The organism is Goodfellowiella coeruleoviolacea (genome assembly GCF_024171785.1).
Taxonomy (GTDB): domain Bacteria; phylum Actinomycetota; class Actinomycetes; order Mycobacteriales; family Pseudonocardiaceae; genus Goodfellowiella; species Goodfellowiella coeruleoviolacea.
Genome location: NZ_JAMTCK010000006.1, coordinates 149,268 through 174,584 on the forward strand (window position 1 = coordinate 149,268; position 25,317 = coordinate 174,584).

Below are 25,317 nucleotides of genomic sequence, written 5' to 3' on the forward strand. Positions count from 1 at the left end.
CTGACTCCACCGCCCAACCCAACGCCGCCGGTCATCGAATGCTTCCGCTCGGTGGGCCCGGTGTCCTGGAACACCCGGGGCCGGTCCCGGACACACCACCACGCTCGGCCCTGGCCGCGGCGGGTGCGGGCGCGGCCAGCCGTCCGGTTCCCCGATCGAACGACCGCTGCTGGAACCCGCCGTAGCCTCTGGCCATGACACTCGCTCACGACGTGGCCGGCGCGGGGCCGGTCGTGGTGTTGCTGCACTCGTCGGTCGGCGACCGCCGCATGTGGAACGCCCAGGTCGATCCGCTGGTGGCCGCCGGGTACCAGGTGGTGCGCTGCGACTTCCGCGGCTACGGCGACACCCCGCCGGCCGAGGTGCACCGGGACGCCGAGGACGTGCGGGACCTGCTCGACGACCTGGGCGTGGCCTCCGCCGCGGTGGTCGGCGCGTCCCTGGGCGGGCGGATCGCCCACGAGGTGGCCGCGCGCTGGCCCGACCGGGTCGACGCGCTCGCGTTGCTGTGCCCCGGCATGCGCGCCGCCCCGACCACCCCGGACATCGTCGAGTTCAGCCAGCGGGAGGAGGCGCTGCTCGCGGCCGGCGAACTCGACGAGGTCGCCGAGCTGTACCTGGACCTGTTCCTCGGCCCGGACGCCGACGAGCACACCCGCGCGGCCCTGCGCGCCATGCGCCGGCACTCCCTGGCGGTGCAACGCGCCTTCGGCGCGGCGCCGACCCAGCCGGGGGCGCCGGTGGACCTGGCCCGCGTCACCGCGCCCACCCTGATCCTGTCCGGCGCCCACGACCTGCGGTACTTCCGGGACATCGCCGCCGTCCTGGCCGAGCGCATCCCGCACGCCCGGCACGTTGCCCTGCCCTGGGCCGGGCACCTGCCCGCCGTGGAGCGACCGGCCGAGATCACCGCCCTGCTCGTGGAGTTCCTGGCCGAGGCGCGAGCGGCCCGACCGCAGACCGGGGCACCCGCGCTCGGCTAGCAGCCGCTCAGCCGAGCTTGTCGCGGAAGAACGAGACGATCTCGGCGGCGGCGATCCGCCGCTGCTCGTCCTCGGTCAGCTGCCGGACCGGCGCGGTGTCCGCGGTGTGGCACTGGCCGGTGGCCGGGTCGCGCAGGCCCTCGGCGTCGTCCGCGGCCAGCACCTGGCCGCTGTCCGGCGACCACTGGGTGTTGAAGAAGTTGTGGTTGGCGCCGGGGATGGTGACCGAGGAGATGTCCGGGTTGCGGCCCCGGGCGTCGGCCAGGTAGCCGGTGCCGGCCGTGCCCGTGTCCCCGTCGCAGCTGCCCAGCACCACCTTGAACGGCACGGTGGTGACCAGGTCGTCGCTGATGTCGTCCTCGGGGTAGTGGAAGTAGACCGGGGCCAGCGGCAGCACCGCCCGCACCCGCACCCCGCTCGGCCACTCGGCGCGGTGCTTGTCGGACGCCTGCCACATCACGGCCTTGCCGCCGCGCGAGTGCCCCAGGGTGCCGACCCTGGTCAGGTCCACCCGGCCGCGGAAGTCGACCCGCCTGGGCCGGCCGGTGTCCGGGTCGGTGAACCGGCCGGCCAGCTCACCGGTGCCGGTGCTGACCAGCTGCTGCCACATGGCCAGGTGCTTGTTGACCAACTCGGCGCGGGCCGCGTAGGCGTTCATGCCCGGCATCGACGCGTTGACCGCGTTGGCGCTGATCGAGACCACCACGAACCCGTGGCCGGCGAGCTGTTCGCCCAGGTAGTCGTAGCCCCGGTAGCTGGGCAGCGCGGGCACGCCCGGCGCGCACGGCCAGCCGCCCAGGGCGGCCGAGGCCCGCTCCACCAGCTCGTCGTCCCCGGTGGCCAGGCCGGTCCGGTAGTCGGCCTCGGCCGCGCGGTCCGCGCACGTCCACCAGCTGCCGTGCAGCTGCACGACCAGCGGGTGGGCGGTGCGGCCCAGGTTCGTCGGGTAGTGCACCACCGCGGCGAGTTCCATCGGCTCGGGCAGCGACGGCGAGGTGAACACCTGGTCACCGAGGTTGTAGACCACCCTGGCGACCCGGTTCCGGCCCTGCTCGACCGCGGCGGTGGTGCTGGTCGCCGGTTCGGCGATGCCGGCCGGGGCCAGCAGCGGCTGCGCCAGCAGCGCCGCCACCACCCCGGCCGTCACCCCGAGCCGGACGCGGGTCCTGTTTCCTGGCATGGGTTTCCCCTCGACGCTCGACAACGGTCACCTGCTATACCGCCGAGCCCGACTCCGGGTTGCACGGCTCAACCAGCGGTCCAGCACCCAGCGCAGCTCGCCGAGGTCGCTGCTGAGCACCACGTCGAAGCAGTTGTCACCGGTGTTGTCGACCATCCGCCCGAACTCCAGCACGTACCAGCTGTAGCGCCCGTGGGTGGGCAGCTCGGCGGCCGCGCCAGCCTCCTGGCCCGGGCGCTCGCCAGGCCGCGCCTGGTGCGTCGCGTCCTGGGCTTCCGGCCGCAGCACGCCGAGCCGGTGCCGCCACGCCGCGGCCTCGGCGTGCTCGCCCCAGTGCAGCGCCTCGGCCAGGTGGAACACGGCCGCGGCGTCGGCGGGGTCGAGGTGGGCGGCCCGGCGGGCGGCGGCGGTCAGCCGCGCCAGCACGTCCCGGCCGGTCGTGTCGGCGTCGTCCAGCGGCGGCCGCTCACGCGGCTGCTCGCCCAGGTGCCAGGTCAGCTCGCTGTGGTGGGCGTCGGCCAGCAGCACGGCCGCGGCCACGTCGGTCGGGTTCCTGCTCACCACCTCGTCCAGCAGCCGGACCGCCTCGGCCTGCCGCCGGTCGAGCAGCGCCTGCCAGGCCTCCTCCGGGTCGTCAGCGCCGGCGGCCACGTCCCCGGCGCCGGGCAGCGCCCACGGGCCGGCCGCGCGCACGGTGGCGACCTGCCGCAACAGCAGCGAGGCCAGCAGCCTGGCGGCCACCGCGTCATCCGGCCGCAGCTCCAGTGCCCGCCGCAGCCAGGGTTCGGCCGCGCACACGTCGTCCTCGCCGATCTCCGCACCGGGCGGCCAGGTCCAGTCCAGGCAGCCCAGCCGGCCCAGGGTCGACGCCGCACCGGCATGCCCGTGTTCGGCCGCCGCCAGTAACAGCTCCCCGGCCTCGCCGACGCGCCCCCGCGCCAGCAACTGGCCGGCCCGGTCCACCCCGGCCTGGAGATCCTCGTCGTTGATCATGCGCGGAATCTACTGACCGGCGACGGTCAGTCGGCCGTGCTCGCCGGCGGGGTGGGCAGCACCCGGCCGAGCCGGCGTGCTCGACCGCGCAGGTTGCGCAGGTTGCGCTCCTCGGGTGTGGCGGCTGTCCGCCGCGGTGGACCGAGGCGGTAGGCGGTGTCGGCGGCCTCGATCGCGGCCAGGTCGTCGCGGCTCATGCCGTGGCCGGTGAACCGGGCCACCGCCGTGAGCCCCTTGGCCTTGCGGTGCCGGTAGTCGGTGAAGTCGAGGTCGTCCAGCAGGGCGGCCAGCTCGGGCCCGCCCAGCTCCTGCCACGGCCCCGGCTCGAACGCGGCCACCAGTGCGCCGTCCCTGGCGAACGACAGCCGGCTCACCGCGTTGACGTTCCAGAACACGCTGGCCGCGCGGCCGTTGCGGGACAGCGCCGCCAGCACCGCCCGATCACTGCCCCGGAACCCGTTGTTCTCCACCGCGAGCACCGCGCCACCGGTGTCGCGCACGGCCACGGCGTCGCTCATGTCCGCGAGCACCTCCGCCAGGGACACCGGCGCGTCCGGGTCAGCACCGAAGGCGCGGAGCACCTCGGCCGCGGTCAGCCCGGTGACCACGGTGATGGTGGCCGCCTCGCTGAGCCAGCTGTCCGCGATCCACCGGTGCTCGGCGTGCGGCGGCACCACCACGGGCGGCTCGGGTTCGCCGCGCAACCGGTGGCCGAGCCGGTCGGTGCGCTTGCGCACGACCTCGGGCGCGGGCGGCGCCGCCCACACCACCAGGTGGTAGCTCTCCCGGTCGTCGCCGTCCCGGCCGTTGGCGTGCACCCGCACCCGGTAGTCGCCCGGCCACGGCGGTGTCTCCGCCCGCCAGAGCGCGGGGTGCGGCGGAGCGGAACCGGGCAGCAACGCCCCGCCGCGCGACGCTGTCCAGCTCACCTCCACGACCTCGTCCCAGCTCCGGTCGTCGATGTGCGGATCGTCGGCGGTGGGCGGGTGGTCGAGCACGTCCAGCAGCACCTGGACGTGCCCGTCGGCCACCCCGGTGCGGACCGCCACACCACCCTCGAACACCGCGACCAGCCCGTTGCCGGAGAAGTCGACCGTGTCCGGCGGCGGCCCCTCGGCCAGCGCGAACCAGTGGTCGCTGACCGGGGTCGCGCCCGAGGACCGCTGTGGGTAGCGGTATTCGGCGCGGCGCTTGGCCAGCACGGCCTCGGCGTAGCTGGCCGGCATGGGCCGGCGCGACAGCAGCAGTGCGGCGGCGCCGAGCGCCAGGCCCACCACCGCCGCGCTGGGCTCGACCAGCGGAATCGGGTCGGCCACGGCGCGCAGCACCGCGGTGGCGACCAGCACGGCCAGCGCCAGGTGCGCGGCGCCGTGCCGGGCGGCGACCACCTCCTCACCCCGGACCGCGTCCGCGCTGACGTCGGGGTCGGTGCCGATGTCGAGCTGGGCGGCGACGGCGGGGTGCGCGGCCACCGCGTCGACCAGGTCGGCCACCAGGTCGGCGCAGCCGGGCCGGAGGCGGTCGGCCAGCGCCGCCGCCCTGGCCGCCTCGCTCTGCCCGTTCGAACTCGCCACCGCGATGTTGCGCGGGCCGGGCGGGGGCGCCAGGGACGCGGCCAGCCCCGGTGGAACGTCCACGCTGAGCTGGTCGACGGTGATCTCCAGCGCGCCGAGCAGGCGTTCGGCCAGCAGCGCGCCCACCGAGTGCAGCGCGGTCACCACCCGCGACTCCGGCGGCAGGTGCGCGGGCCGGCGCACCGCCGCCGGCTCGGCCGCGCCGCGCCGGCCGAGCACCGCGGCGGGCGCGAGCGGAACGCGCGCCACCACCACCGGCATGGCCTCGGCCACCACCGCGGCGAGCGCGTCGACCTCAGCCGCGGAAAGACCCCCTGGACCGCCCATGTCCCGATGATCGCAGCCCGCACCGACAAGAACGGGGCCGCGCGGGTGGGCCCCTGGTCCGCCACTAACCCCCTACCGGTCAACGGTTGCCAAAAATACGAAAGTACGTAAACATACGTACTGATCTTGCCGGGCGGCGCGCCCGCACACGACCGCCGTGTCGGGGTCCGCCCGCACTCCAACCAACAAGCCTGGGAAAGGGCGTACACCCATGTCCGCTCGGCAACCGGCCGGTGGTGCGCGTCGGCGACAGCGCCGGCACCACCGGCTCAGCCTGGTCCTCCTGCTCCTCCTGGTCGGCGTGGTCGCGCTACCGGCCGGCGCGCTCACCGCGTCGGCCGCGCCCGACGCCTCCACCGCCCCGGCCTGCGTCCGGCCCGAGGTGCCGCACAGCCGCGGCTACGACGCCGCGACCAAGCACGACCGGGCCTTCAACCAGCGGTTCCGGCACTGCTTCCTGACCGTGGACGGGGTGCAGATGCACTACGTCATCGGCGGCACCGGACCGCAGACCACGGTGCTGCTGCACGGCTGGCCGGAGAGCTGGTACGAGTTCCACGGCGTGCTGCCCGAGCTGCTGCCCGGCCGCACGGTCATCGCCATCGACCTGCCCGGCATGGGCGACTCCACCGGCCAGGTCCCCTCGTTCACCAAGACCACGCTGGCGCGCTACGTCCACGGGCTGCTCGACCAGATCGGCAGGCAGCGGGACGTGCGGGTGGTCGCGCACGACTTCGGGGTCGGCGTGGCCTACGCGCTGGCCGCCCAGTACCGCGAGCAGGTGGCCGGCCTGTTCCTGATGGACTTCCCGCTGGTCGGCAAGGCACTGAGCTTCGCGCAGGTGCAGCCGCTGTCCTGGCACTTCTCCTTCAACGTGCAGAACCCGCTGGCGGAGGACCTGGTGACGGGCCGGGAGAAGACCTTCCTGACCTACTTCTTCGAGCACAGCCAGATCGGCGACGCCGCCGCGGCCACCGCCACCTCGGCGCAACCGGTGCCGGCCAGCTCGATCGCCGAGTACACCAGGGTGTACTCGCGCCCGCAGGTGCTGCACGCCGGGTTCGAGCTGTACCGGACCTGGGCGCAGGACGAGGCCGAGAACACCCGCCTGCAGGCGGCGCCGCTGACCATCCCGGTGCGGCTGCTCACCCAGGACGGCTTCAGCGGTCTGATGCTGCCCGCGGTGCGCGCCGCCGCACCCCTGGCGACCGGCGCGGAGGTGGCCGGCGCCAGCCACTGGATGGTGGAGGAACACCCCGAGCGGGTGATCGCCGAGATCAACGCCTTCTACCCGACGCGCTGACCTCGCCTCGGCACGGGAGAACAGCACCCCGGGAAACAGCACCGCCGGCCGTTGACGTGGTCAACGGCCGGCGGGCACCGGGGTGGTTGGTTCAGGTGGGAGCGTGCGCTGCCGGCCGCACCGGGCCGGTGTTACCGGGCCGGTCGCACCGGGCCGGTCTCACAGGGCCGACTTGGCCAGCCACTGGTCCCAGGTGAGCAGCCAGTCGAACACGTCCGAGGTGGTGGGCATGTTCGCCTTGGAGCCGGTGATCTCCACCGGGTCACCGATCAACGCGCTGTCGAAGTAGTCCTTGGCGTCGTGCTCCAACAGGTTGGCGCAGCCGTGCGAGGTGTTGCGCCGGCCGATGTTGGCCGCGTTGTCGTTGTTCTCGTGGATGAACTCGCCGTGGTTGGAGATGCGCACGGCCCACTTCTTCATCACGTTGGTGTACCCGTACTTCGGGTTGCTGAAGTCGCCGACCTCCTCCTTCTCCATCACCACGAGCGTGCCGTTGGGCGTGTTCAGGTCGGGGTTGTTGTCGTCGCCGTAGCTGGCCGGGTAGCTCTTGACCAGGACGCCGTCCCGGTAGACGTCCATCTTGTGGCTGGGCGTGTTCATCTTCACGACCTGGTTGCGGCCGATGGAGAACTCGGTGGTCAGGTCGGCCTTGCCGTAGGCGCCGCCGCCCAGGGGCACGCCGTAGAGGTTGGCGGCCACGCTGACCTTGGTGTTGGCCGGCCAGTACTCCCTGGGCCGCCAGTGCACCTCGTTGGCCTTGACCCACGCCCAGGCGCCCTCCACCTCGGGGGTGGTCCGCACGGACAGCGCCTTCTGGACGGCCGCCTTGTCCTGCACCGCCTCGTCAAAGGTGATCTTGATGGGCATGGCCACGCCCACGGTCTTGCCGTCGGTGGGGTTGACCGTGGCCCGGACCACCTTGCCCGGCGCGATCGTGGTGAAGCTGCCGGTCGACTCGACCTTCTTGCCGTCGGTGCCGGTAGCCCTGCCGGTGTACTTGTAGGTCTTGCCGTAGCCGAGGTCCTCGGCCGTGGTCCAGGTCCGGCCGTCCGCCGACAGCTCGCCCTTGACCTCCTTGCTGTCCTGGTTGGTCAGCACGACCTCGTCGAACTTGCCCTCCGCGACGGTCAGCGTCACCGGCTCGGCCACGGAGACGTCCTTGGCGCCGTCCGCGGCGCTGGCGGTGATCTTGGCGACCGGGGGCGCCTCACTGGTCACCGTCGCCGTGCCGCCCGCCGCCGCACCGCCGCCGCCGGACGAGCAGCCCGCGATGAGCGCCACCCCGGCGAGCAGCGCGGTGACTAAGCGCAGTGGCCGAGCCGCACCGCTTCCTGACCGGACGTGCCGATCACGCACTGTCGACCTCCCCATGTAGCCACACATCCCCATAATCCCCGTATCGGTTGTCCCCTGTTAGGACGTCTCAGCTGGGTACTCGGTTGGTTCCCCAGCGGCAGTGACCCTGGTCATACCCACTCTGGGTCAACTCGCATCGCCCGACGAGCGAAGGCAGGATCGCACCGTGACCAGCGATCGTCCTACCGCAGTTGTTACCGGAGCCAGCGCGGGCATTGGTGAGGCCACCGCGCGCCGGCTCGCCGCCGAGGGGTTCCACGTCGTGCTCGGCGCCCGCCGGGTGGATCGACTCCACGGTATCGCGAGTGAGATCAACGGCACCGCACTCCAACTGGATGTCACCGACCCGGCGTCGGTGACCGCGTTCTGCGACCAGATCCCGGACGCCCGGGTGCTGGTGAACAACGCGGGCGGCGCCAAGGGTCTGGAGTCGGTGGTCGACGCCGACGAGGAGCACTGGCGGTGGATGTGGGAGGCCAACGTGCTCGGCACCCTGCGGGTGACCAAGGCGCTGCTGCCCAAGCTGATCGCCTCGGGTGACGGGCACGTGGTGACGGTGACCTCGATCGCGGCCGTCGAGGTCTACGACGGCGGCGCCGGCTACACCTCGGCCAAGCACGCCGAGTCGGCCATGCACCGCACCCTGCGCGGCGAGCACCTGGGCCAGCCGGTGCGGTTCACCGAGGTGCTGCCCGGCATGGTGGAGACCGAGTTCTCCCTGGTGCGCTTCGCCGGCGACGCCGATCGCGCGGCCGGCGTCTACCAGGGGCTGACCCCGCTGACCGCGGATGACGTGGCCGACGTGATCGCGTTCGCGGTGACCCGGCCGTCGCACGTGAACCTGGACAGCATCGTGCTCAAGCCGCGCGCCCAGGCCTCGGCCACCCGCGCGCACCGCGGCTGACCCGGGGCTCGCCGGGCAGCCGCGGCCGCGCGCGTCAGTTGGCCACCAGCAGGTCCACGTCCAGCGCGTCCAGCACCTTGGCGATGGGGTTGGCGAACCCGGCGGTGCCCGTGGTGGTGCCGCCGAAGTACAGCCCCACCACCCGGTTGCCGTCGTCGACCACGGCCGCGCCCGAGTCGCCGTGGTCGGCGAACCGGTTCCCGGGGCGGGCCTGCACCCGGATCTGGTCACGCAGGGTGCGCACGCCCAGGCCGTTGCCGAAGTCCAGGGACAGGGTGGCGTCCACCGACGAGACCGTGCCGGTGGTCAGCGCGGTGGTCCGGCCGCGCTTGCGCACCGCCGAGCCCACCACCGCGGTGGCCGCGCCGGCCACCATGCCCACGTCCACGATGGACGACTCGACCCGCCACGCCGGGTCGACCAGCACGGCCGCCCCGTCCACCCCCGCCGAGAGCGCGGCCCTGGCCAGGGTGCCCACCACGTCGCCGGGCCGCCCGCCGTCGGCCCGGGAGGGGTGCGCCATCTGGTCGCCCACCGCCCAGGCGTCGTCCACGCAGGCGACGTGGAAGTTGGTCAACCCCATCACCTGGCCGTAGCCGGTCCGGTCGGTGACCAGGGCGCCCAGCGTGCCCACGATCACGTAGTCGCCCAACTGGGGCGCGTCCGGCGGCACCAGCCGGATGGCCCGGCACGGGCCCATGCTGATCCCGCCCACCACCACGCGGTGCCGTTCGGCCCCGCGCACCTCGGCGCACGCCGGGAACCCCGGCGGCCCGTCATCGGCCAGCAGCGCACGGTGGAGCACGATGTCTTCCTCGATCACGTCGGTGGGCACACCGTCCACCGACGCCGGAATCAGCTGCGCCGCGGGTAGCTCGATCGCCGAACGTTTTGCTCGCACCGAAACAACGATCGCGAGACGGCCGGTCCGTCTACCGGACGTGACCTTCTCGGCTATGTCAACGCCCACCACTCCCGGCAGGGCCAGGAAGTCGTCCTCCACACGCCGCTTCGCCGGCCGGATCTTCGCACGCCGGATCTCACTCCGGTTGGTCATGGTGACCTCCTCGACCTGACGAAGTCCCCACCTCCATAAAACACGTCAGGTAAGGCAGTCGTCACATGGAGTCACCCGTTTAGCCGTTCATCCGTCCGGGGTAATTATGGTTACGGAAAATGAACGACGAGGTTCACAGCGCGCAGCCGACCAGAACCGGCTCCGGTCGCAGCTCCACGCCGAACGCCGAACGCACCCCGTCCCGCACCTCACGGGCCAGGGTGAGCAGGTCCTCGGCGCACGCACCGCCGCGGTTGGTCAGCGCCAGGGTGTGCTTGCCGGACAGCGCCACCCGGCCGCCCGGCCCCTGGTGCCCCCGGGTGAACCCGGCTCGCTCGATCAGCCACGCGGCGGACAACTTGTGGTGACCGTCCGCAGCCGGGTAGCTGGGCACCGCCACACCCTCACCCAGTTGGCCCTGAATCCTGGCCAGGACCAGCGGAAACGTGTCCGCGTCCAGGACCGGGTTGGTGAAGAAGGAGCCGGCGCTCCAGGTGTCGTGGTCGGCCGGGTCGAGCACCATGCCCTTGCCCCGGCGCAGCTCCAGCACGGCCTGCCTGGCCGCCTCGGCCGGCACCCGCTCGTCCGCGCCGACACCGAGCACCCTGGCCAGCTCGGCGTAGCGGATCGGCGCCGACTCGCCACCGCTGGTCAGCCGGAACCGGGCGCGCAGCACCACGGCCGAGTCCGTGCCCTTGAGCACGCTGGTGCGGTAGCCGAGGCCGAGTTCGGCGGCGGCCACCCGGCGCACCTGGCCGCTGCGCCGGTCCAGCAGGTCCACCGAGGTGAGCAGGTCGGCGATCTCCACCCCGTAGGCGCCCACGTTCTGCACGGGCGTGGCCCCGACCAGGCCGGGCACCCCGGACAGGCACTCCAGTCCGCCCAGCCCCTGGTCCACGGCGTCGGCCACGACCGAGTCCCAGTCCTCGCCGGCCTCCACGGTCAGCTCCACCAGGCCGTCGCCGATCGAGTCGACCCGCCGCCCGGTGGTGGCCACCCGGACCACCAGACCGGCGAAGCCGGCGTCGCCGACCACCACGTTGGAGCCGCCGCCCAGCAGCAGCAGCGGCTCACCGGCGGTGTCCGCGGCGCGCACCGCGTCGATGAGTTCGGTCGCGCTGGTGGCCGGCAGGAACCGCGCGGCCGGCCCGCCCAGTCGCAGCGTGGTGTGCGCCGCGAGGGACACGGCGGACTGTGCCTGGGGGACACTGGACAGCGGGGTGGTCACGGTTGCTAACGGTAACCTGCCTGACATGGCACGCCGCGTTGAGCACCGCACCGTCTCGTCCTTCTCGGCCGGCCAGGTGCACGGGGCCCTGGTCGACCCCGAGTACCTGCGGGACCGGCTGGCCGTGCTCGGCGGCACCCAGGCCGGCGTGGTCGAGCACCGGCACACCGACGGGGTGCTGCGCTTCCAGCTGCGGCAGGGCGTGGCCGCGGCCAAGCTGCCGTCGGTGGCGCGCCGCTTCCTCGGCGGCGGCGACCTGATCCTCACCCGGGAGGAGACCTGGACGGCCGGCGCCGGCGAGTACGTGGGCGAGGTCACGGTGAGCATGCCCCGGGTGCCCGGCCGGTTCAGCGGCCGGATGCGCCTGGCCGACCTGGCCGCCCCGGCCGGCGGCTGCGAGCTGGTCCTGCACGGCGAGGCCAGCGTGGCCGTGCCACTGGTCGGCGGCAAGCTCGAACAGCTGGTCGCGGAGCAGGTCAGCACGTTGCTCACGGCCGAGTCCGAGTTCACCGACCAGTGGCTGAGCCGGCGGCGCGGCTGACCCGGATCCGCACTCCCCGATTGCCCGTGACTCCCCGATTCCCCACGCACATGGAACGACACAGCTGATGGCCGGCCGCACCCCCCGCCTGGCCGCCGGCCGGGCCCGCGCGCTCGGCCTGCCCACCAGGGGCACCACCAACCCCAACCGGCTGCGCCGGGTGGACCGCTGGCTGCTGGGCAGCACCGCGGTGCGCGCCGCCCTGCGCTCGGCGGCCGACCCGCTCGTGGTCGACCTCGGCTACGGCTCGTCCCCGGTGACCACCGTGGAGCTGGCGACGCGGCTGCGCGCGGCCCACCCGGACGTGCGCGTGCTCGGCCTGGAACTGGACGCCGACCGGGTCGCGGCGGCGGCGGACGCGGCTGACCCGCCCCGGCTGGAGTTCCGCCGGGGCGGGTTCGAACTGGCCGGCGCCCGGCCGGTGCTGCTGCGCGCGTTCAACGTGCTGCGCCAGTACACCGAGGCGGACGCGGCCAGCGCGTGGCAGACCATGCTGGGCCGGCTCGCCCCTGGCGGGCTGCTCATCGAGGGCACCTGCGACGAGATCGGCCGGCGCTGCTGCTGGGTGACGTTGAACCGGCAGGGCCCCACCGCGCTGACCCTGGCCTGCCGGCCCGCCGACCTGGACCAGCCCTCCGACCTGGCCGAGCGGCTGCCCAAGGCGCTGATCCACCGCAACGTGCCCGGCGAGCGGGTGCACGAGCTGTTCCGCGACCTGGACGCCTGCTGGGCCGCTGCCGCGCCGTTCGCGCCGTTCGGGCCGAGGGCGCGCTGGGTGGAGGCGGTGCGGCTGCTCGCCGCGCGCGACTGGCCGGTGCTGGACGACCGACGGCGGTGGCGGCTGGGCGAGCTGACCCTGTCCTGGTCGGCGGTGGCGCCGGCCGACCCGGCCGGCGCGGCCGCGACCGCCGGCAGCGCGACCGCGTAGCGGGAGCGGGCTTCCCGATCAGCACCGGACGCCTACGCTGCATCGGGTGAAGCACGAGGACTTCGTCGAACAGGTCAGCACCCACTCCGACGCCCTGCGGGCGGCCGCCGTCGCGGCGGGGCCGGACGCCCCGGTGCCCACCTGTCCTGGGTGGACGGTGCGGCAGCTGGTGGAGCACATCGGCGTGGTGCACGGCTGGGTGGCGCAGGCCACCACCACCCCGGTCGACGGGCCACCGCCCGGCCGGCCCACCCCGCCCCAGGACTGGGCCGACCTGCTGGCCTGGTGGGACGAACTGCGCGCGGAACTGCTGCGCAACCTGGCCGAGGTGCGGCCGTGCTGGATGCGCTTCCCCATGCTGGCGGCCAGCACCGCCGGTTGGGCGCGGCGGCAGGCGCACGAGACCGCCATCCACCGGCTGGACGCGGAGCACGCCGCGGCCGCCGCCCCCCACCAGCAGGCCAGCACCGTGCCCACGCTGGTGTTCGACCCGGAGTTCGCCGCGGACGGCATCGACGAGCTGCTCAGCCTCCAGCCGGTCCTGAGCAAGCACTGGGAGTCCTGGACCGACACCGGGCGGGTGCTGGTGCACGCGGCCGACGCGGGCCGGCTGTGGGTGGTGCGGCTGCGCCCCGGCCAGCCGCCGGAGGTCGGCGAGACGCGGGACGCGGTCGGCGAGGTCGACGCCACCGTGGCCGGCACCGCCGACGCCGTCTACCGGGCGCTGTGGAAGCGGCCGAGCACCGCGCTGGTCAGCGGGCAGCCCGCGGTGGCCGCGGCGCTGCGCGGGCTGTGACCGGCGCCGCTGTTCCCCCGACCGGCTCGCGGGTCTGGTTTTCGCAGGTCGGCGCGGACCTGCGAGACTGCGAGCCGTGGCACCGCCTGAACGTCGTTACCTGATCACCTTCGGCTGTCCGGACCGGACCGGCATCGTCGCCAGGATCGCCTCGTTCCTGGCCGATGCCGGCGGCTGGATCGTCGAGGCCGCCTACCACACCGACCCGGACACCGGCTGGTTCTTCACCCGCCAGGAGGTGCGCGCGGACTCGCTGCCGTTCGGGGTCGAGGAGCTGCGCGAGCGGTTCACCGCGATCGCCGCGGAGTTCGGCGAGAACACCAGTTGGCGGATCACCGACACCGGGGAGCGGCGGCGCGTGGTGATCCTGGTGTCCAAGGCCGCGCACTGCCTGTACGACCTGCTCGGCCGGGTCGCCTCCGGGGAACTGGACGTGGACGTGTCCGCCGTGATCGGCAACCACGCCGAGCTGGGCGGCATCACCAGGGCGCACGGCATTCCCTTCCACCACGTGCCGTTCCCGGCCGGCGACGCCGAGGGCAAGCGGGCGGCGTTCGCCCGGGTCCGCGAACTGGTCGCGGCGCACGACCCGCACGCGGTGGTGCTGGCCAGGTTCATGCAGGTGCTGCCGCCCGAGCTGTGCGCGGAGTGGGCCGGGCGGGCGCTGAACATCCACCACAGCTTCCTGCCGTCGTTCGTGGGCGCGCGCCCCTACCACCAGGCGCACCGCCGTGGCGTGAAGCTGGTCGGGGCGACCTGCCACTACGTCACCGCGGACCTGGACGCCGGGCCGATCATCGAGCAGGACGTGATCCGGGTCGACCACGGCGACTCCATCCAGGACATCGTCCGCAAGGGCGGCGACATCGAGAAGGTCGTGCTGGCCAGGGGCCTGCGCTGGCACCTGGAGGACCGGGTGCTGGTGCACGGCAACCGCACGGTGGTCTTCTGACGGTCGGCCCACCCGGTGGCGACGGACCGGGTAGGCGACGGACCGGGTGACGGCTGACCGGGTGACGGCTGACCGGGTGGCGGCTGACCGGGTGGCCGCGGCGCGGCTTGGCGGTCCCCCGGCCGGGGCTCAGCCGACGGGCCGGCCCAGGCCGTCCAGCACCTGGGCGTTGGGCAGGGCGGCGAGCAGGTCACCGGGCACCAGCAGCTTGCTGCCGCGCACCCCCGACCCGATCACCAGTTCCGGCGCCTCGGCCACGGCCGGGTCGATCAGCAGCGGCCAGTCCGCGGGCAGCCCGATCGGGGTGATCCCGCCGTAGGCCATGCCGGTCAGCTCCACGGCCTGGTCCATCGGCGCGAACGACGCCTTGCGCACGTCCAGGTGCCTGCGCACCACGCCGTTGACGTCGGCGCGGGTGGTGGCCAGCACCAGGCACGCGGCGAACCGCTGCTCGCCGCCGCGCTTGCCGGCCACCACCACGCAGTTGGCCGAGGCGGCCAGCGGTGAGCCGTAGGTCTCGCAGAACGCGGCGGTGTCGGCCAGCTCCGGATCGATCTCGACGACGCCGCAGCGCTGGGCGTCGGCCTCGGCCAGGGCGGCCAGGCCCTTGGCGACCGGGTCGGCCAGCAGCTCGGTCCGGTCGACGGCCCGCGCGACGGTCAGGGTTCCGGCGATAGTCCATGTCGTCACGCAGCCAAGGTTAGTGCGGGCCACGGCACCACCCGGCGCACCGGACGGCACCGGTATCGCCGCCGGTCAGCTGGTTGCTGCCGTCGGCTGGTCGCTGGTGTGAGCTTGGTTGCGGGAGGTTCAGCCGCGCGGGGCGTACATGATGAGCGCGACGCCGGCCAGGCAGATCAGGGCGCCGATCACGTCGAACCGGTCGGGCCGGTAGCCGTCGGCGATCACGCCCCAGGCCAGCGACCCGGCGATGAACACGCCACCGTAGGCGGCCAGGATGCGCCCGAACTGCGCGTCGGGTTGCAGCGTGGCCACGAACCCGTACAGGCCCAGCGCGATCACCCCGGCGCCGATCCACAGCCAGCCCCGGTGTTCCCGGACGCCCTGCCAGACCAGCCAGGCACCACCGATCTCGGCGACGGCGGCCAGCACGAACAGCACGATCGAACGCAGGACGAGCACGAACACCCCTTCCGGGGCCGCGCCCCCACCCCCACCACCGACTCCGGGCCCGGCTGGCGGGTTGACCGCGGTCCGCGTGGCCCCTGGGCAGTCCCCCACCCTCCCGGGGGGCGTCCCCTGACCAGCCTATCCACCTCACCCCGAAAAACCAGGCCCACTGCCGCACCCTGTGGACAACTCGCCGGCTGTGGATAACTCCGCACACGATCGGGCGAATCTGGTCAACCGGTCTTGACGTCGCCCGCCCACGAGGCATGCCCGCCCGCCACGTCACCTGCGGCCGGCACCTCAGGTTCGGCCGGTGCCGTCCGCCCGGCCAGCGGCTCGTGCCCGCCGAGGAAGTCGGTCAGCAGCGCGCGCACCTGACGGCGGTGGGTGAGCAGCGGCGCCGCCGACGGCAGCTGTGCGAGCCGGCCGGCGGGCAGGGCGGCGGCCACGGCGCCGGCCACCCCGGCCGGGTGCAGCGGGTCGTCGGTGGCCGCCACGACCAGCACCGGAACCCGCACCCGGGCCAGCGCCGCCCGCTCGGCCGGGCCGGACAGCGGAGTCTGGTCGGGCAGCGCGCGCAGGGCCGCGCCCAACCGCAGCAGCGCGGCCACCCGGTCCCGCACGTAGTTGCCCACCTCGATGCCGTCCGGCAGGTCCGCGGCCACCAGGTCGGCCAGTGCGGCCGGGTCGTTGGCCTCGACCGCGTCCGCCAGGCGCTCGTAGTGCCACATCGCGGGCGGCTCGCGCAGCCGGTCCAGGGTGGCCGGCAGCAGCAGCGCGACCCGCTCGAACCGGTCGGGCTGGCCGGCCAGCAGCGCGGTCAGCGCGCCAGCGCCGAGCGAGACCCCGATCGCCGAGGTCGCGCCGACCCGGTCGGCGATCTCGGCCACGTCCCGGGCCACCCGGGGATAGGTCCAGTAGCCGGCCGGCGCGGGCGGGGCGGTGGCGTGTCCGGGCAGCGTGACCACCACCCGGGTGCCGGGCAGGCCGGAGGCGGGCAGCCGGGCCTCGCCCTCGGTGGCGCCGAGCCCCGGAACGACCAGGGTGACCGGTGTGCCCCGGCCGTGCGCCCGCCACTGGGCGCCGCTGGGCAGTTGGTTCACCACGGGCGGTTCACCAGCGGGGCCCGCGCTGGACCTCGATCAGCTTGGGGCGCACGTCGACGATGTAGACCAGGACGGCGACCAGACCGGCGATCCAGAACATCATGCCGACGCCGCCGGGGCTGAACAGGAACAGCGCGGCCGTGCCGCCCGCCGTGATGCCCAGCCAGGCCGGCTTGGTCATCCGGTCGGCCGCGGTGAACGCGTCCGCCCGCTGGGCCAGGGCGTGCGCGAACGCGAAGACGCCCACCGGCAGGGCCGCCCACCAGATGACCATCAGAATCCACCAGTCAAGTGGGTACACGGCCACCAGCCTACGTGCGCGGCGAGCCGGGCAGGGCAGGCGAGGGGCGAAGTTCGTCCCCACCGCACCTGCCCGGCCGGCCGGGGCACCCTCGGGTCACCGGGTGTTCTTGTCGGTGTCGCCGGGACCGGTGGACTTGCTCGGCGCGGTCCGGTTGGCGGCCTTGCGGGTGGCGCCTCGGGTCTTGCTGGCGACCTCGGCGCCGGCCCGCTCCACGGTCTCGGCGACCCGCTCGGTCGCGGTGTCGATGCCGTCCGCGACCTGCTCGCCAGCGGCCCTGGTGCGCCGGGTGACCTTGCCGAGCACGTCGTCGGCCAGGTCCCTGGCCTCGCCGGCGGCGGTCTCGGCGCGCTGCCTGCCCGCGTCCACGGCGTCGCCGACCTGCTTGATGGCCTGCTGCACCTGGGGCTGGGCGCGCAGCCGGTCCAGGGTTTCCTCGCCGTGCTCGGCCAGGTACTGGTAGAGCTGGACGGCCGACTGGGTGTAGGCGTCGGCGAGCTTGCGCAGTTCGGCCGGGTCCAGCTTCTCGCGCAGCCCGCCCAGGTCGGTGGGCAGCTCGTCAACGGCGGCCTTGGCCGCGTCGGCCCGCTCGGCCAGTCGGCTCTTGGCCTTGGTCAGCACCTCGGCGATGGCCTTGGCGGCCAGGTCGCCGGCGCCGAGCGCGGCCAGCAGCGGGGTGCGGGCCACGGCCAGGGCCTGTTCGCTGAGCTTGCGGACGTCGTCGGTGGTGGGCAGGTTCGGCATGGGTTCACTCCTCGGTGGTGGTGGTCCGCCCGGCGGGCGCCGCACTGTCCGGTTCGGACAGACCTGGTCCGTCCTGTGTGGACTTCTCGGCCGCGTTCTCCCGCCGGAAGGACTGGTACACGTCGAGCAGCACCTGCTTCTGCCGCTCGGTGAGTTCCTGGTCGGCCAGGACCGCGTCGACGACGGCGCCGCCGACGCGCTGCTCCAGGATTCCGGCCTGCACGTACAGCGCCTCGGCCGAGATGCGCAGTCCCTTGGCGATCTGCTGCAGGATCTCCGCGCTCGGCTTGCGCAACCCCCGCTCGATCTGGCTCAGGTAGGGGTTGGACACGCCGGCCAGCTTGGCCAGTTGCCGCAGCGAGATCTTGGCGGTGTTGCGCTGCTGACGGATGTACTCGCCGATGTCGCGGCCGAGGTCGGCCACGGCGTCGATGGCCCGGCCGGCCGGGCCGGTCTCGGTCTTGTCCGCCCTGTCCGCCTGCTTGCCCATCACCGGCCCGCTCCCCGCGTGTCCTGTTCGCTCGCACCACCGACCGTACGCCCCAGTGCTAGCTACAGCAAGCGCAGTGCTTGCACGCGACCATGAACCGCGTCACAGCCCGGCGGACCAGCGGCACCACCGGTCCCACCCCGTGCGACAACCCCGCCAACCCGGCGAGAATCCTTGCGGCACAACGGTTTTCTCGATCGGCTACCGACCATCCCCGGGCGCCTCGACCACCAGCGCGACCGAACGGATCACCCCACCAGCTCAGCCCACCAGTTCAGCCGAACAGCTCCTCCAGGAAGCTCCGGATGCCGCGCCTGGGTCGACGCCGCTGCTGACCGTGCTCGCCGGGCTGCTCGTGGCCGTACTCCGGCCGGTAGGGCGGTGGCGTCGCAAAGGTGTGCTGTCCGTGGTCGGCGTAGTACTGCTGCTCAGCCCGCAGGATCTGCTCCAGCTCACCCCAGTCCAGGAAGACCCCTCGGCAGTGGTCGCACTGTTCGAGGTGGATGCCCTTGCGGTCATACGTCCGCATGAGGTGCTGGCACTTCGGGCAGATCACAGCAGCGAGCCTACAAAGGAGCGGATCGGCGACGCACCTCCTCGGCGGGCGGGACCACGCCGGAAGTCCCCCGCCGCACTCACCCCGCACGTCCACGCGGACACGCTGCGTGCTGCCCGACTCGGCCGGCGCGCCCGGGTTCGGCCATCATGCGTTCATGTCGCGAAGACCCCAGCTGGCCGTGGTGATCGGCAGTGCGCTGGCCGTGGTGCTCGCGCTCGCCGGTCTGCTGGTGGCCACCCCGAGGATCCCGCCGGCCACCTGGCTGTCCGCGGTGACCGCGGGTTTCCTGCTGCTGCTGGCCCTGGTGGACCCGTGGCTGCGGCGCAGCCGCGCGGCCCGGTTGAGCACGCCCGCGCGGCTGGACGCGGCGGCCGACGCGCTGGCCGCCGCGCTGCTGGCGCACTGGCGGGCCGAACTGCTCGCCAGGGGCCTGACCGACCCGGCGGTGATCCGGCTGGCCTGGCGGGTGCTCGGCGAGGACACCGGCCCGGGCGGGGCGCTGGCGGACCAGCCGCTGCTCGGGCCGCTGGACACCCGGTCGGCCAGTCCGGGCATGGCCGTGGACTCCGGCCCGCCGATCATCCGGGCCACCGCCGTGGCCAGGGCGTTCGAACGGCTGCCCAGTCGGCGGCTGGTGATCACCGGCGCGGCCGGCGCCGGCAAGAGCACGCTGGCCGCGCTGCTCGCGCTCGGCCTGCTGCACCGGGGCGGCAAACCCGTGCCGGTGCTGCTGCCGCTGGCCGGGTGGGACCCGCGCCGGGAGGACCTGCGCGCGGTGCTGACCCGCCGGCTCTACGAGGACCACCCGGCGCTGCGCAACACCGAACTGCACGGCCGCTACGCCGCCGACCTGCTGGTGCAGCACCGGTTGGTGCTGCCGATCCTGGACGACTTCGACGAGCTGCCGGCCGAGCTGCACGCCGAGGCGCTGCGCCGGATCAACCAGGCGTTCCCCGCGTCCACGCCGCTGGTGCTGACCTGCCGGAGCGCGGCATACGCGCGGCTGGCCGAGCGGGCGCGGCCCGACGGGGTGGCCGGGGCCGCCGGGGCCGGCGGGGTGGACGGCGCGTCCGTGGTGGAGCTGTGCCCGGTCGCCGCCGAGGAGGTCGTGGACTACCTGCGCGGCACCGCCGAACCGGCCACCGCGGCCTGGTGGGAGCCGGTGTTCCTGCGGGTGCGCCACGAGCCGGACGGGCCACTGGCCAGGGCGCTGGCCACGCCGCTGATGCTGTGGCTGGCCAGCAGCGGCCACGGCGCCGGCCGGGCCAAGCCGATCGAGCTGCTGGACCGGGAACGCCTGCCCGACCGGGCCGCGATCGAGCAGCGCCTGGTGGACGCCATGCTGGCCGCGGCCCTGCCCGACCAGGCCCATCCCGGCCTGCCCGAGATCAGCCAGCTGTGGCCGCGCCGGCCGGCCCTGCGCTGGCTGGGTTTTCTGGCCACCCGGCTGCGCGAGCGGGGCACCAGGGAGTTCGCCTGGTGGGAGCTGCGGCACGCGGTGTCCCGGGTCTGGCTGGCGCTGCTGGCCGCGCTCGCCCTGGGGGTGCTGGCCGGGCTGGCCATGGCCTGGCTGGTGGCCTCGGCGGGGTCGCCGACCCTGGCCAGGGTGACCGGGCTGGGCGTGGGTGTCGCCGTGGCCGTGGGCACGGTGAGCAAGCAGAACTCGGCGCACCAGGGCCGGTCGGCCACGCCGGGCGCCGGGCTGGGGCGCAGCCTGGTCGGCACCAGCGCGGTGCTGGGCGCGGTGGCCGGCCTGGTCCTCGGTGGGCTGTACGGGGTGGTGCCGGGGCTGCTGGCCGGCCTGGCCGTGGCCGTCGGTGCCGCCCTGCACTACGCGCTGGCCAGTTCGACCCGGCTGGCCCGACCGACCAGCCCGCTGGCCACGCTGGCCAGTGACCGGGCCGCGCTGTGGGCGGGCTGCCTGGTGGGCGCGCTGGTGTTGGGGCTGGCCTCGGCGCTGTCCTTCGCGCCCCGCGACCCCGGCATGGTCGGGTTGAGCATCGTCGCCGGGTTCGTGCTGGGTTTTGCCGCGTCCGTGCTGTCGCTGCGCTGGTGGTGGTACACGGTGGCCAGGACGTGGCTGGCCACGCGCGGGCGGCTGCCCTGGCAGCTGCAGACCTTCCTGGACGACGCGCACCGGCTCGGCGTGTTCACCCAGTCCGGGGCCCGCTACCAGTTCCGGCACGCGCTGCTCCGGGACCGGCTGGCCGAGGGTGTGCTGACCGCCGACGCGCTGGCCACCGCGTCCGACCCGGACGAGGAGCCGGACGGGGGGTCGGACGGGGCCGACGCCGACGGCCGGGCCGTCACCGGGGGCACCGCGCTCGACCCGGCGCCGGGGCGGGGCGGTCAACCGGCCGGTGCGGCTGGCGACGCCCTGGACGTCCTCGGCCCCAACGGGTTACTCGGGAGCCAGGGCGGCCCGGACCCAGTCGGCCATGGGAATGCCGAGCCGTAGGCACTCGTTGGCCAGCTGCACGGTGAACATCAGGCTGGCCGACAGCAGGAAGTGCAGCTCGTGCTGGGTGGCCTCGCGCAGCGCGATGTCCACCAGTTCGTCGGCGGTGCGCGGGTCGCCGTAGCCCTCGGCCAGCATGGTCCGCACCACGGTGCGCAGCGGCGGCGGCAGTTCGTCGATGCCCAGGGTGCGGCGCTGGCCCTCGCTGCCGGTCTCGATGCGGAACGGCAGCTCGTTGTCCAGGTCCGGGTTGCGCTCCCGGCCGTAGGCCATCCGGGCGCCGGCCAGGGCGGCGCACTCGCGCACGGTGACCGAGGCGAGCAGGCGGAACTCCTGCTCCGGCTCGGTGGCGGGTTTCAGGTACTGGGCGACTGTCTCGGGAATCCGGTCGGCCTCGTCCCTGGCGATCAGGCCCAGCACCGCGCTGGCCAGGCCGATGATCCGCTGCTGACGCTCAAGGTCTCCGTCGAACTCCACCCACCCACTCTCCACCAAGATCGTTCCGCTGCCGCGCGCAGGGCGACCATCACCGCGATCGATGGCCGCGACCATGACGCGGGGCCGGCCACCACGCTCGGTGACCGGCCCCGCCCCGCCCTCGCCGCTGGTCGGCTACTCGGCCCGCAGTCCCTCGGCCGTGGTGGCGCGGCGCAGCGACGGCAGCGTCAACGCGGTCACCACCAGCACCGCCACCCCGGTCGCCGCGCTGAACAGACCGATGCCCGCCCAGTCGAACGACACCGGCTCGCTCAGGATGCGCAGCAGCAGCGCGCCCAGTCCCATGCCGCTGGCCACCGCCAGCACCACGGCCACCAGCGCCGGCACCGAGTTCTGCCACAGCAGTGACAACGCCAGCGTGCGCCGGGGCACGCCGGACGCGGCCAGCACCGCCAGCGGCCGGCGTCGCTCCCGGACCTGCTCCAACGCCAACACCAGCAGGCTCGCCGACGCCACCAGCAGGGTCAGCAGCGAACCGGCCAGCAGCGCACCGCGTACGGCCAGGTAGATCTGCTGGTCGTCGGTGAGTTCGGGGCCGCGCTCCACGTAGGCGCTGGCCTGCCAGCCCAGGGGGGCCAGCGCGTTGCGCACGTCCTCCACCGCGTCCGCGCGCAGCCCGGTCATGGTCACGTCGATGTCCACGTTGTAGGGCGTGAAGGTGAGCCCGGCCAGCGCGGCCGGCGTGGCCAGCACCAGGGTGGCCGACCCGTTCTGCCCGGGTGGCGGGTCGACCCGGCGGGCGTTGGCCGGCATCGTCCACTCCGAACGCCGAATCGCGGTGCCGTTGTGCCAGTCCACGAAGCGCAGCCGGGTGCCGGGCTCGGGCACGACCGGCGCGGCCTGCTGCCCGTCGGGCGTGCTGCCGCTCTCCCCGACGAGGTAGAACACGTCGCCGTCCCGGCAGTCGCCGATCGGGCCCTGTTCCGCCAGCGCCCGGCACGAGCCGGCCAGCACGGTGATGAAGTTGCTCCCGTCGCCGCCGCTCTCGTCACTGCTCTCGTCGCCGCCGTTCCCGGTGCCGCTGTTCCCGGTGCCGCTGTTCCCCTTGCCGCCGTTCCCGGTGTCCTCGATCTCGACCGTGGTCTCGCGGGTCACCTCGGTGGCGGCCACCCCGTTGACCGACCGCAACTGCTCGGCGATGGCGTCGGCCCGCTCCGCGGCCGGGCCGGACAGGTTGGCGGAGATCAGGGAGGTGTTGTCCGGGTTGGGCTGCCTGCTGGCCCAGCCCGAGTCACCGGTGCGGTCCTCGGCCACCAGCAGCATGGTCTGCATGGTGATGGCGCCGGCCAGCACCACGGCCACGCCGCCCACCACCCGGGCGGGCGTGCCGCTGTCCAGCTGCAGCCGGCGCACCGCCAACTGCAGGGACGGCCGGTTCGGGCTCCAGCGCACCACCACGCGCTCCACCAGCCACGGCAGCAGCAGCGGAATCGCCAGCAGCAGCAGGACAACGCCGCTGATCAGCCCGACCTCGTCGCGGCTGTTGTCGGACGTGTACAGCAGCAGGGCCACGCCCAGCGCCGGCGCGATCAGCCGCCACCACAGCCGGCGCCGCACCGGCCTGGCCAGCCGCACCACGCCCAGTGGCTCCACCACGGTGCGCCGCATGGCGAACAGCGCGGTCAGCACCGCCATGACCGGCACCAGCACCGCGATCAGCACCACCAGTGGCCAGGTGGGGGTGGCGTCGGAGGGGAAGAAGCTGTACTCCATCAGCTCGACCTCGCCGACGAACTGCCTGGCCACGAGGAACACGGCGGCGCCGAGCACCAGCCCGCCCAGGGCGCCGGCCAGGGTCTCGCCGGCGGCGATCAGCCGGACCCGCCCGGCCGCGGCGCCGATCAGCCGCAGCGCGGCCAGCCGCCGGTCCCGTTGCGCCCCGGCCAGCCGGGTGCAGATGCCGACGAACACCAGCACCGGGAACAGCAGCACCACCACGCCGACCACCAGCAGCATCCACAGCACCAGCGGTAGCGTCCTGCTCTGTTCGGCGACGCCGAACTGGTAGACCGGCCGGGTGTCCCAGTCCTCGACGTCCAGGGTGTCGGTGCCGGCGTAGAAGAACAGCTCGCGCGGGCCGGACAGGCCCTGGTCGGCGATGGTGCCGATCACGTGCGGGAACCTGGGTCGCAGCAGTTCCCCCTCGGGGGAGGCCAGCAACTCGGCCAGGGCCGGGGACACGACCGTCTCGCCCGGACCGGGCAGCGTGCTCACCCCCGGGGGCAGCGGCGCGGTGGGGCCGCCGGGCTGCACGTACCTGCCGGAGATGTAGGTGCCCCGGTAGCTGGTGCCGTCCCTGCGGACGAACAGGGGGTCGTTCGGCGGAGCGGGCGTGTCCGCCGTCGTCCCGGCCGCCTCGCCGCTCCGCGTGACCGTCGTCACCTCGTCGAAGGCCCTGGCGTGGGTGCGGGCCTCCCGCTGGTCCAGGGCGGTCACCACCGACGCGGCGGCCAGCAGCAGGGCCACGCCCACGCCGATGCCGACCGCGGTCAACACCAGCCGGACCCAGGCGGTGCGACCACCCCCGGCGGACAGCCGGATCCCCAACACCAGGTCGCCGAGCACGCGGCTCACCCCGGCACGCCGACCGGTCACCGGCCCGCTCTCCCGTCCCGTCCGGTCCGGTGCGCTCACACTCACCGGGCCAGCTCCACTTCGCGGGACTTGCCGTCGCGGACCACGACCTCCCGGTCGGAGTAGGCGGCGACCCTGGCCTCGTGGGTGACCAGCACGATCGCCGCGTTGGTCTGCTTGGCCGAGCTGACCAGCAGGTCCATCACGCGTTCCCCGTTGAGCGAGTCCAGCGCGCCGGTGGGCTCGTCGGCGAACACCACCTTGGGCCCGGTGACCAGGGCCCTGGCCACGGCCACCCGCTGGCCCTGGCCGCCGGAGGTCTCGCCGGGCCGCTTGCCGGCGACGCCGGTCACCTCCAGCCGGTCCAGCCACTCGGTGGCCCTGCGCTCGGCCTCCCGGCGGCGCACCCCGCCGAGGCGCAGCGGCAGGGCCACGTTCTCCAGGCAGGTCAGCTCGGGCACGAGCTGGCCGAACTGGAAGACGAACCCGAACTCGGTGCGGCGCAGTTCGCTGCGCTGCCCGTCGGACAGCTCGGTGAGGTCGCTGCCCTGGTAGAGGACCCGGCCGGAGTCCGGCTTGAGGATGCCGGCCAGGCAGTGCAGCAGCGTGGACTTGCCCGACCCGGACGGGCCCATCACCGCGACCACCTCACCGGCCCGCACGTGCAGGCCGGCGCCGTCCAGTGCCGGGGTGGGGCCGAAGGACTTGCGCAGGTTGATGCCGGCCAGCAGGGGCTGGCCGACCGCGTCGCTGGTCACGAGATCTCCTTGGCGAGTTGGCCGAGCCGGGCGGTGGTCAGTTCCAGCCAGCGCAGATCGGCCTCCAGGTGGAACAGGGCGTGGTCGCAGATGAGCTGGTCGGTCAGGTCACCGGTGGCCTTGCGCCTGGTCAGCTCGCGCATCACGCGCAGGTGGGCGGCGCGCTGGGTGTCCAGCACCTCGTGCGCGTCGCGGCCGGACATCAACGCCAGCACGACCTTGCTGTACAGGGTGTTCTGCAGGTAGGGCTCGGGCTTCTCCGGCGTGCTCAGCCAGGTGGCCACGTCGGTGACGCCGGCCGCGGTGATGGCGTAGCGCTTGCGATCCGGCCCTCCCCCGGCCTCCACCCCGCTGACCTCGACCAGACCGTTCTTCAGCAGCCGGGACAGGGTCGCGTAGACCTGCCCGTAGTGCAGGGGCCGGTCCTTGCCGAAGCGTTCGTCGTAGGCCCGCTTGAGGTCGTAGCCGTGTCTGGGCTCGCCCTCCAGCAGACCGAGCAAAGTGTGACCGATCGACATGCGGCCACTGTACAGTTCGCGTATACCTACCGTCTATACATGGTGTGTATACCTGGAC

The 25,317-nt window shown here is 73.9% G+C and carries 25 protein-coding genes; 8 read left to right on the top strand and 17 right to left on the bottom strand.

The window, feature by feature from the left end:
• Window positions 1-194: 194 nt before the first annotated feature.
• On the top strand, window positions 195-983 hold the full coding sequence (locus tag LX83_RS14540; protein WP_253771477.1) for an alpha/beta fold hydrolase: 789 nt from the start codon (window positions 195-197) through the stop codon (window positions 981-983).
• Window positions 984-990: 7 nt separating this feature from the next.
• Here LX83_RS14540 and LX83_RS14545 read toward each other — a convergent pair whose 3' ends face one another.
• From LX83_RS14545 to LX83_RS14555, 3 genes are read right to left on the bottom strand one after another with little or no spacing between them, the layout of a single operon-like run.
• Window positions 991-2,163: an alpha/beta hydrolase gene (locus LX83_RS14545; RefSeq protein ID WP_253771479.1), complete on the bottom strand. Its 1,173-nt coding sequence runs from the start codon at window positions 2,161-2,163 to the stop codon at window positions 991-993.
• A gap of 27 nt (window positions 2,164-2,190) precedes the next feature.
• Window positions 2,191-3,156: a hypothetical protein gene (locus LX83_RS14550; protein WP_253771481.1), complete on the bottom strand. Its 966-nt coding sequence runs from the start codon at window positions 3,154-3,156 to the stop codon at window positions 2,191-2,193.
• 26 nt (window positions 3,157-3,182) lie between these two features.
• Entirely contained in the window at window positions 3,183-5,057 is a 1,875-nt protein-coding gene (locus LX83_RS14555; protein WP_253771483.1) for a DUF6461 domain-containing protein, read from the bottom strand.
• A gap of 211 nt (window positions 5,058-5,268) precedes the next feature.
• Between LX83_RS14555 and LX83_RS14560 the strand changes: the two genes are divergently transcribed.
• On the top strand, window positions 5,269-6,360 hold the full coding sequence (locus LX83_RS14560) for an alpha/beta fold hydrolase (protein ID WP_253771485.1): 1,092 nt from the start codon (window positions 5,269-5,271) through the stop codon (window positions 6,358-6,360).
• A gap of 159 nt (window positions 6,361-6,519) precedes the next feature.
• On the opposite strand, the gene LX83_RS14565 is transcribed toward LX83_RS14560, so the two are convergent.
• Window positions 6,520-7,716, bottom strand: a complete 1,197-nt coding sequence (locus tag LX83_RS14565) for a L,D-transpeptidase (protein WP_253771487.1) — start codon at window positions 7,714-7,716, stop codon at window positions 6,520-6,522.
• Between the two features lie 166 nt (window positions 7,717-7,882).
• Here LX83_RS14565 and LX83_RS14570 point away from each other — a divergent pair, with 166 nt between their 5' ends.
• Window positions 7,883-8,620, top strand: coding sequence for an SDR family NAD(P)-dependent oxidoreductase (locus LX83_RS14570; RefSeq protein ID WP_253771489.1), 738 nt, complete (start codon window positions 7,883-7,885; stop codon window positions 8,618-8,620).
• Window positions 8,621-8,654: 34 nt separating this feature from the next.
• Here the strand turns inward: LX83_RS14570 and LX83_RS14575 are convergent, their stop codons facing one another.
• Together LX83_RS14575 and LX83_RS14580 are read right to left on the bottom strand one after the other, a co-directional pair.
• The gene (locus LX83_RS14575; protein ID WP_253771491.1) at window positions 8,655-9,677 is read right to left on the bottom strand and encodes a S1 family peptidase; all 1,023 of its coding nucleotides are present in this window, start codon (window positions 9,675-9,677) and stop codon (window positions 8,655-8,657) included.
• A gap of 133 nt (window positions 9,678-9,810) precedes the next feature.
• On the bottom strand, window positions 9,811-10,932 hold the full coding sequence (locus tag LX83_RS14580) for a UDP-N-acetylmuramate dehydrogenase (protein WP_301328242.1): 1,122 nt from the start codon (window positions 10,930-10,932) through the stop codon (window positions 9,811-9,813).
• On the opposite strand from LX83_RS14580, the gene LX83_RS14585 reads away from it, so the two are divergent.
• From LX83_RS14585 to purU, 4 genes are all read left to right on the top strand, one after another.
• Entirely contained in the window at window positions 10,931-11,446 is a 516-nt protein-coding gene (locus tag LX83_RS14585) for a DUF2505 domain-containing protein (protein ID WP_253771496.1), read from the top strand. The genes LX83_RS14580 and LX83_RS14585 overlap by 2 nt on opposite strands.
• A 67-nt stretch (window positions 11,447-11,513) precedes the next feature.
• Window positions 11,514-12,374 (top strand): class I SAM-dependent methyltransferase, encoded by an 861-nt coding sequence (locus tag LX83_RS14590; RefSeq protein WP_253771498.1) that lies wholly within the window; start codon window positions 11,514-11,516, stop codon window positions 12,372-12,374.
• A gap of 46 nt (window positions 12,375-12,420) precedes the next feature.
• On the top strand, window positions 12,421-13,170 hold the full coding sequence (locus LX83_RS14595; protein WP_253771500.1) for a maleylpyruvate isomerase N-terminal domain-containing protein: 750 nt from the start codon (window positions 12,421-12,423) through the stop codon (window positions 13,168-13,170).
• A gap of 76 nt (window positions 13,171-13,246) precedes the next feature.
• Window positions 13,247-14,122 (top strand): formyltetrahydrofolate deformylase, encoded by an 876-nt coding sequence (purU, locus tag LX83_RS14600; RefSeq protein WP_253771502.1) that lies wholly within the window; start codon window positions 13,247-13,249, stop codon window positions 14,120-14,122.
• Between the two features lie 129 nt (window positions 14,123-14,251).
• On the opposite strand, the gene LX83_RS14605 is transcribed toward purU, so the two are convergent.
• The 7 genes from LX83_RS14605 to LX83_RS38405 form a co-directional block, all read right to left on the bottom strand.
• Window positions 14,252-14,812 carry a YbaK/EbsC family protein gene (locus LX83_RS14605; protein ID WP_253771504.1) on the bottom strand — a complete coding sequence of 187 codons (561 nt, stop codon included), beginning with the start codon at window positions 14,810-14,812 and terminating at the stop codon, window positions 14,252-14,254.
• Between the two features lie 120 nt (window positions 14,813-14,932).
• The gene (locus tag LX83_RS14610) at window positions 14,933-15,265 is read right to left on the bottom strand and encodes a YnfA family protein (protein ID WP_253771506.1); all 333 of its coding nucleotides are present in this window, start codon (window positions 15,263-15,265) and stop codon (window positions 14,933-14,935) included.
• 221 nt (window positions 15,266-15,486) lie between these two features.
• Complete coding sequence (locus LX83_RS14615) at window positions 15,487-16,359, bottom strand: alpha/beta fold hydrolase (RefSeq protein WP_253771508.1); 873 nt, start codon at window positions 16,357-16,359, stop codon at window positions 15,487-15,489.
• A 7-nt stretch (window positions 16,360-16,366) separates the two neighbouring features.
• A complete protein-coding gene (locus LX83_RS14620) occupies window positions 16,367-16,660 on the bottom strand; it encodes a DUF2516 family protein (RefSeq protein WP_253771510.1) in 294 nt (97 codons plus the stop codon).
• A 96-nt stretch (window positions 16,661-16,756) separates the two neighbouring features.
• Entirely contained in the window at window positions 16,757-17,404 is a 648-nt protein-coding gene (locus LX83_RS14625; protein WP_253771512.1) for a hypothetical protein, read from the bottom strand.
• 4 nt (window positions 17,405-17,408) lie between these two features.
• The gene (locus LX83_RS14630) at window positions 17,409-17,894 is read right to left on the bottom strand and encodes a helix-turn-helix domain-containing protein (protein ID WP_253771515.1); all 486 of its coding nucleotides are present in this window, start codon (window positions 17,892-17,894) and stop codon (window positions 17,409-17,411) included.
• A gap of 274 nt (window positions 17,895-18,168) precedes the next feature.
• Window positions 18,169-18,450: a TFIIB-type zinc ribbon-containing protein gene (locus tag LX83_RS38405; RefSeq protein WP_308203976.1), complete on the bottom strand. Its 282-nt coding sequence runs from the start codon at window positions 18,448-18,450 to the stop codon at window positions 18,169-18,171.
• A gap of 157 nt (window positions 18,451-18,607) precedes the next feature.
• On the opposite strand from LX83_RS38405, the gene LX83_RS14640 reads away from it, so the two are divergent.
• On the top strand, window positions 18,608-20,911 hold the full coding sequence (locus LX83_RS14640) for an NACHT domain-containing protein (protein WP_253771517.1): 2,304 nt from the start codon (window positions 18,608-18,610) through the stop codon (window positions 20,909-20,911).
• On the opposite strand, the gene LX83_RS14645 is transcribed toward LX83_RS14640, so the two are convergent.
• The 4 genes from LX83_RS14645 to LX83_RS14660 form a co-directional block, all read right to left on the bottom strand.
• Window positions 20,855-21,388 (bottom strand): hypothetical protein, encoded by a 534-nt coding sequence (locus LX83_RS14645; RefSeq protein ID WP_253771519.1) that lies wholly within the window; start codon window positions 21,386-21,388, stop codon window positions 20,855-20,857. The two genes, LX83_RS14640 and LX83_RS14645, sit on opposite strands and share 57 nt — an antisense overlap.
• Window positions 21,389-21,523: 135 nt before the next feature.
• Entirely contained in the window at window positions 21,524-24,049 is a 2,526-nt protein-coding gene (locus LX83_RS14650) for an FtsX-like permease family protein (protein ID WP_253771521.1), read from the bottom strand.
• Window positions 24,046-24,741 (bottom strand): ABC transporter ATP-binding protein, encoded by a 696-nt coding sequence (locus LX83_RS14655; protein ID WP_253771523.1) that lies wholly within the window; start codon window positions 24,739-24,741, stop codon window positions 24,046-24,048. The genes LX83_RS14650 and LX83_RS14655 overlap by 4 nt, the downstream gene beginning before the upstream one ends.
• Window positions 24,738-25,259, bottom strand: a complete 522-nt coding sequence (locus tag LX83_RS14660; RefSeq protein ID WP_253771525.1) for a PadR family transcriptional regulator — start codon at window positions 25,257-25,259, stop codon at window positions 24,738-24,740. The genes LX83_RS14655 and LX83_RS14660 overlap by 4 nt, the downstream gene beginning before the upstream one ends.
• Between the last annotated feature and the right edge of the window lie 58 nt (window positions 25,260-25,317).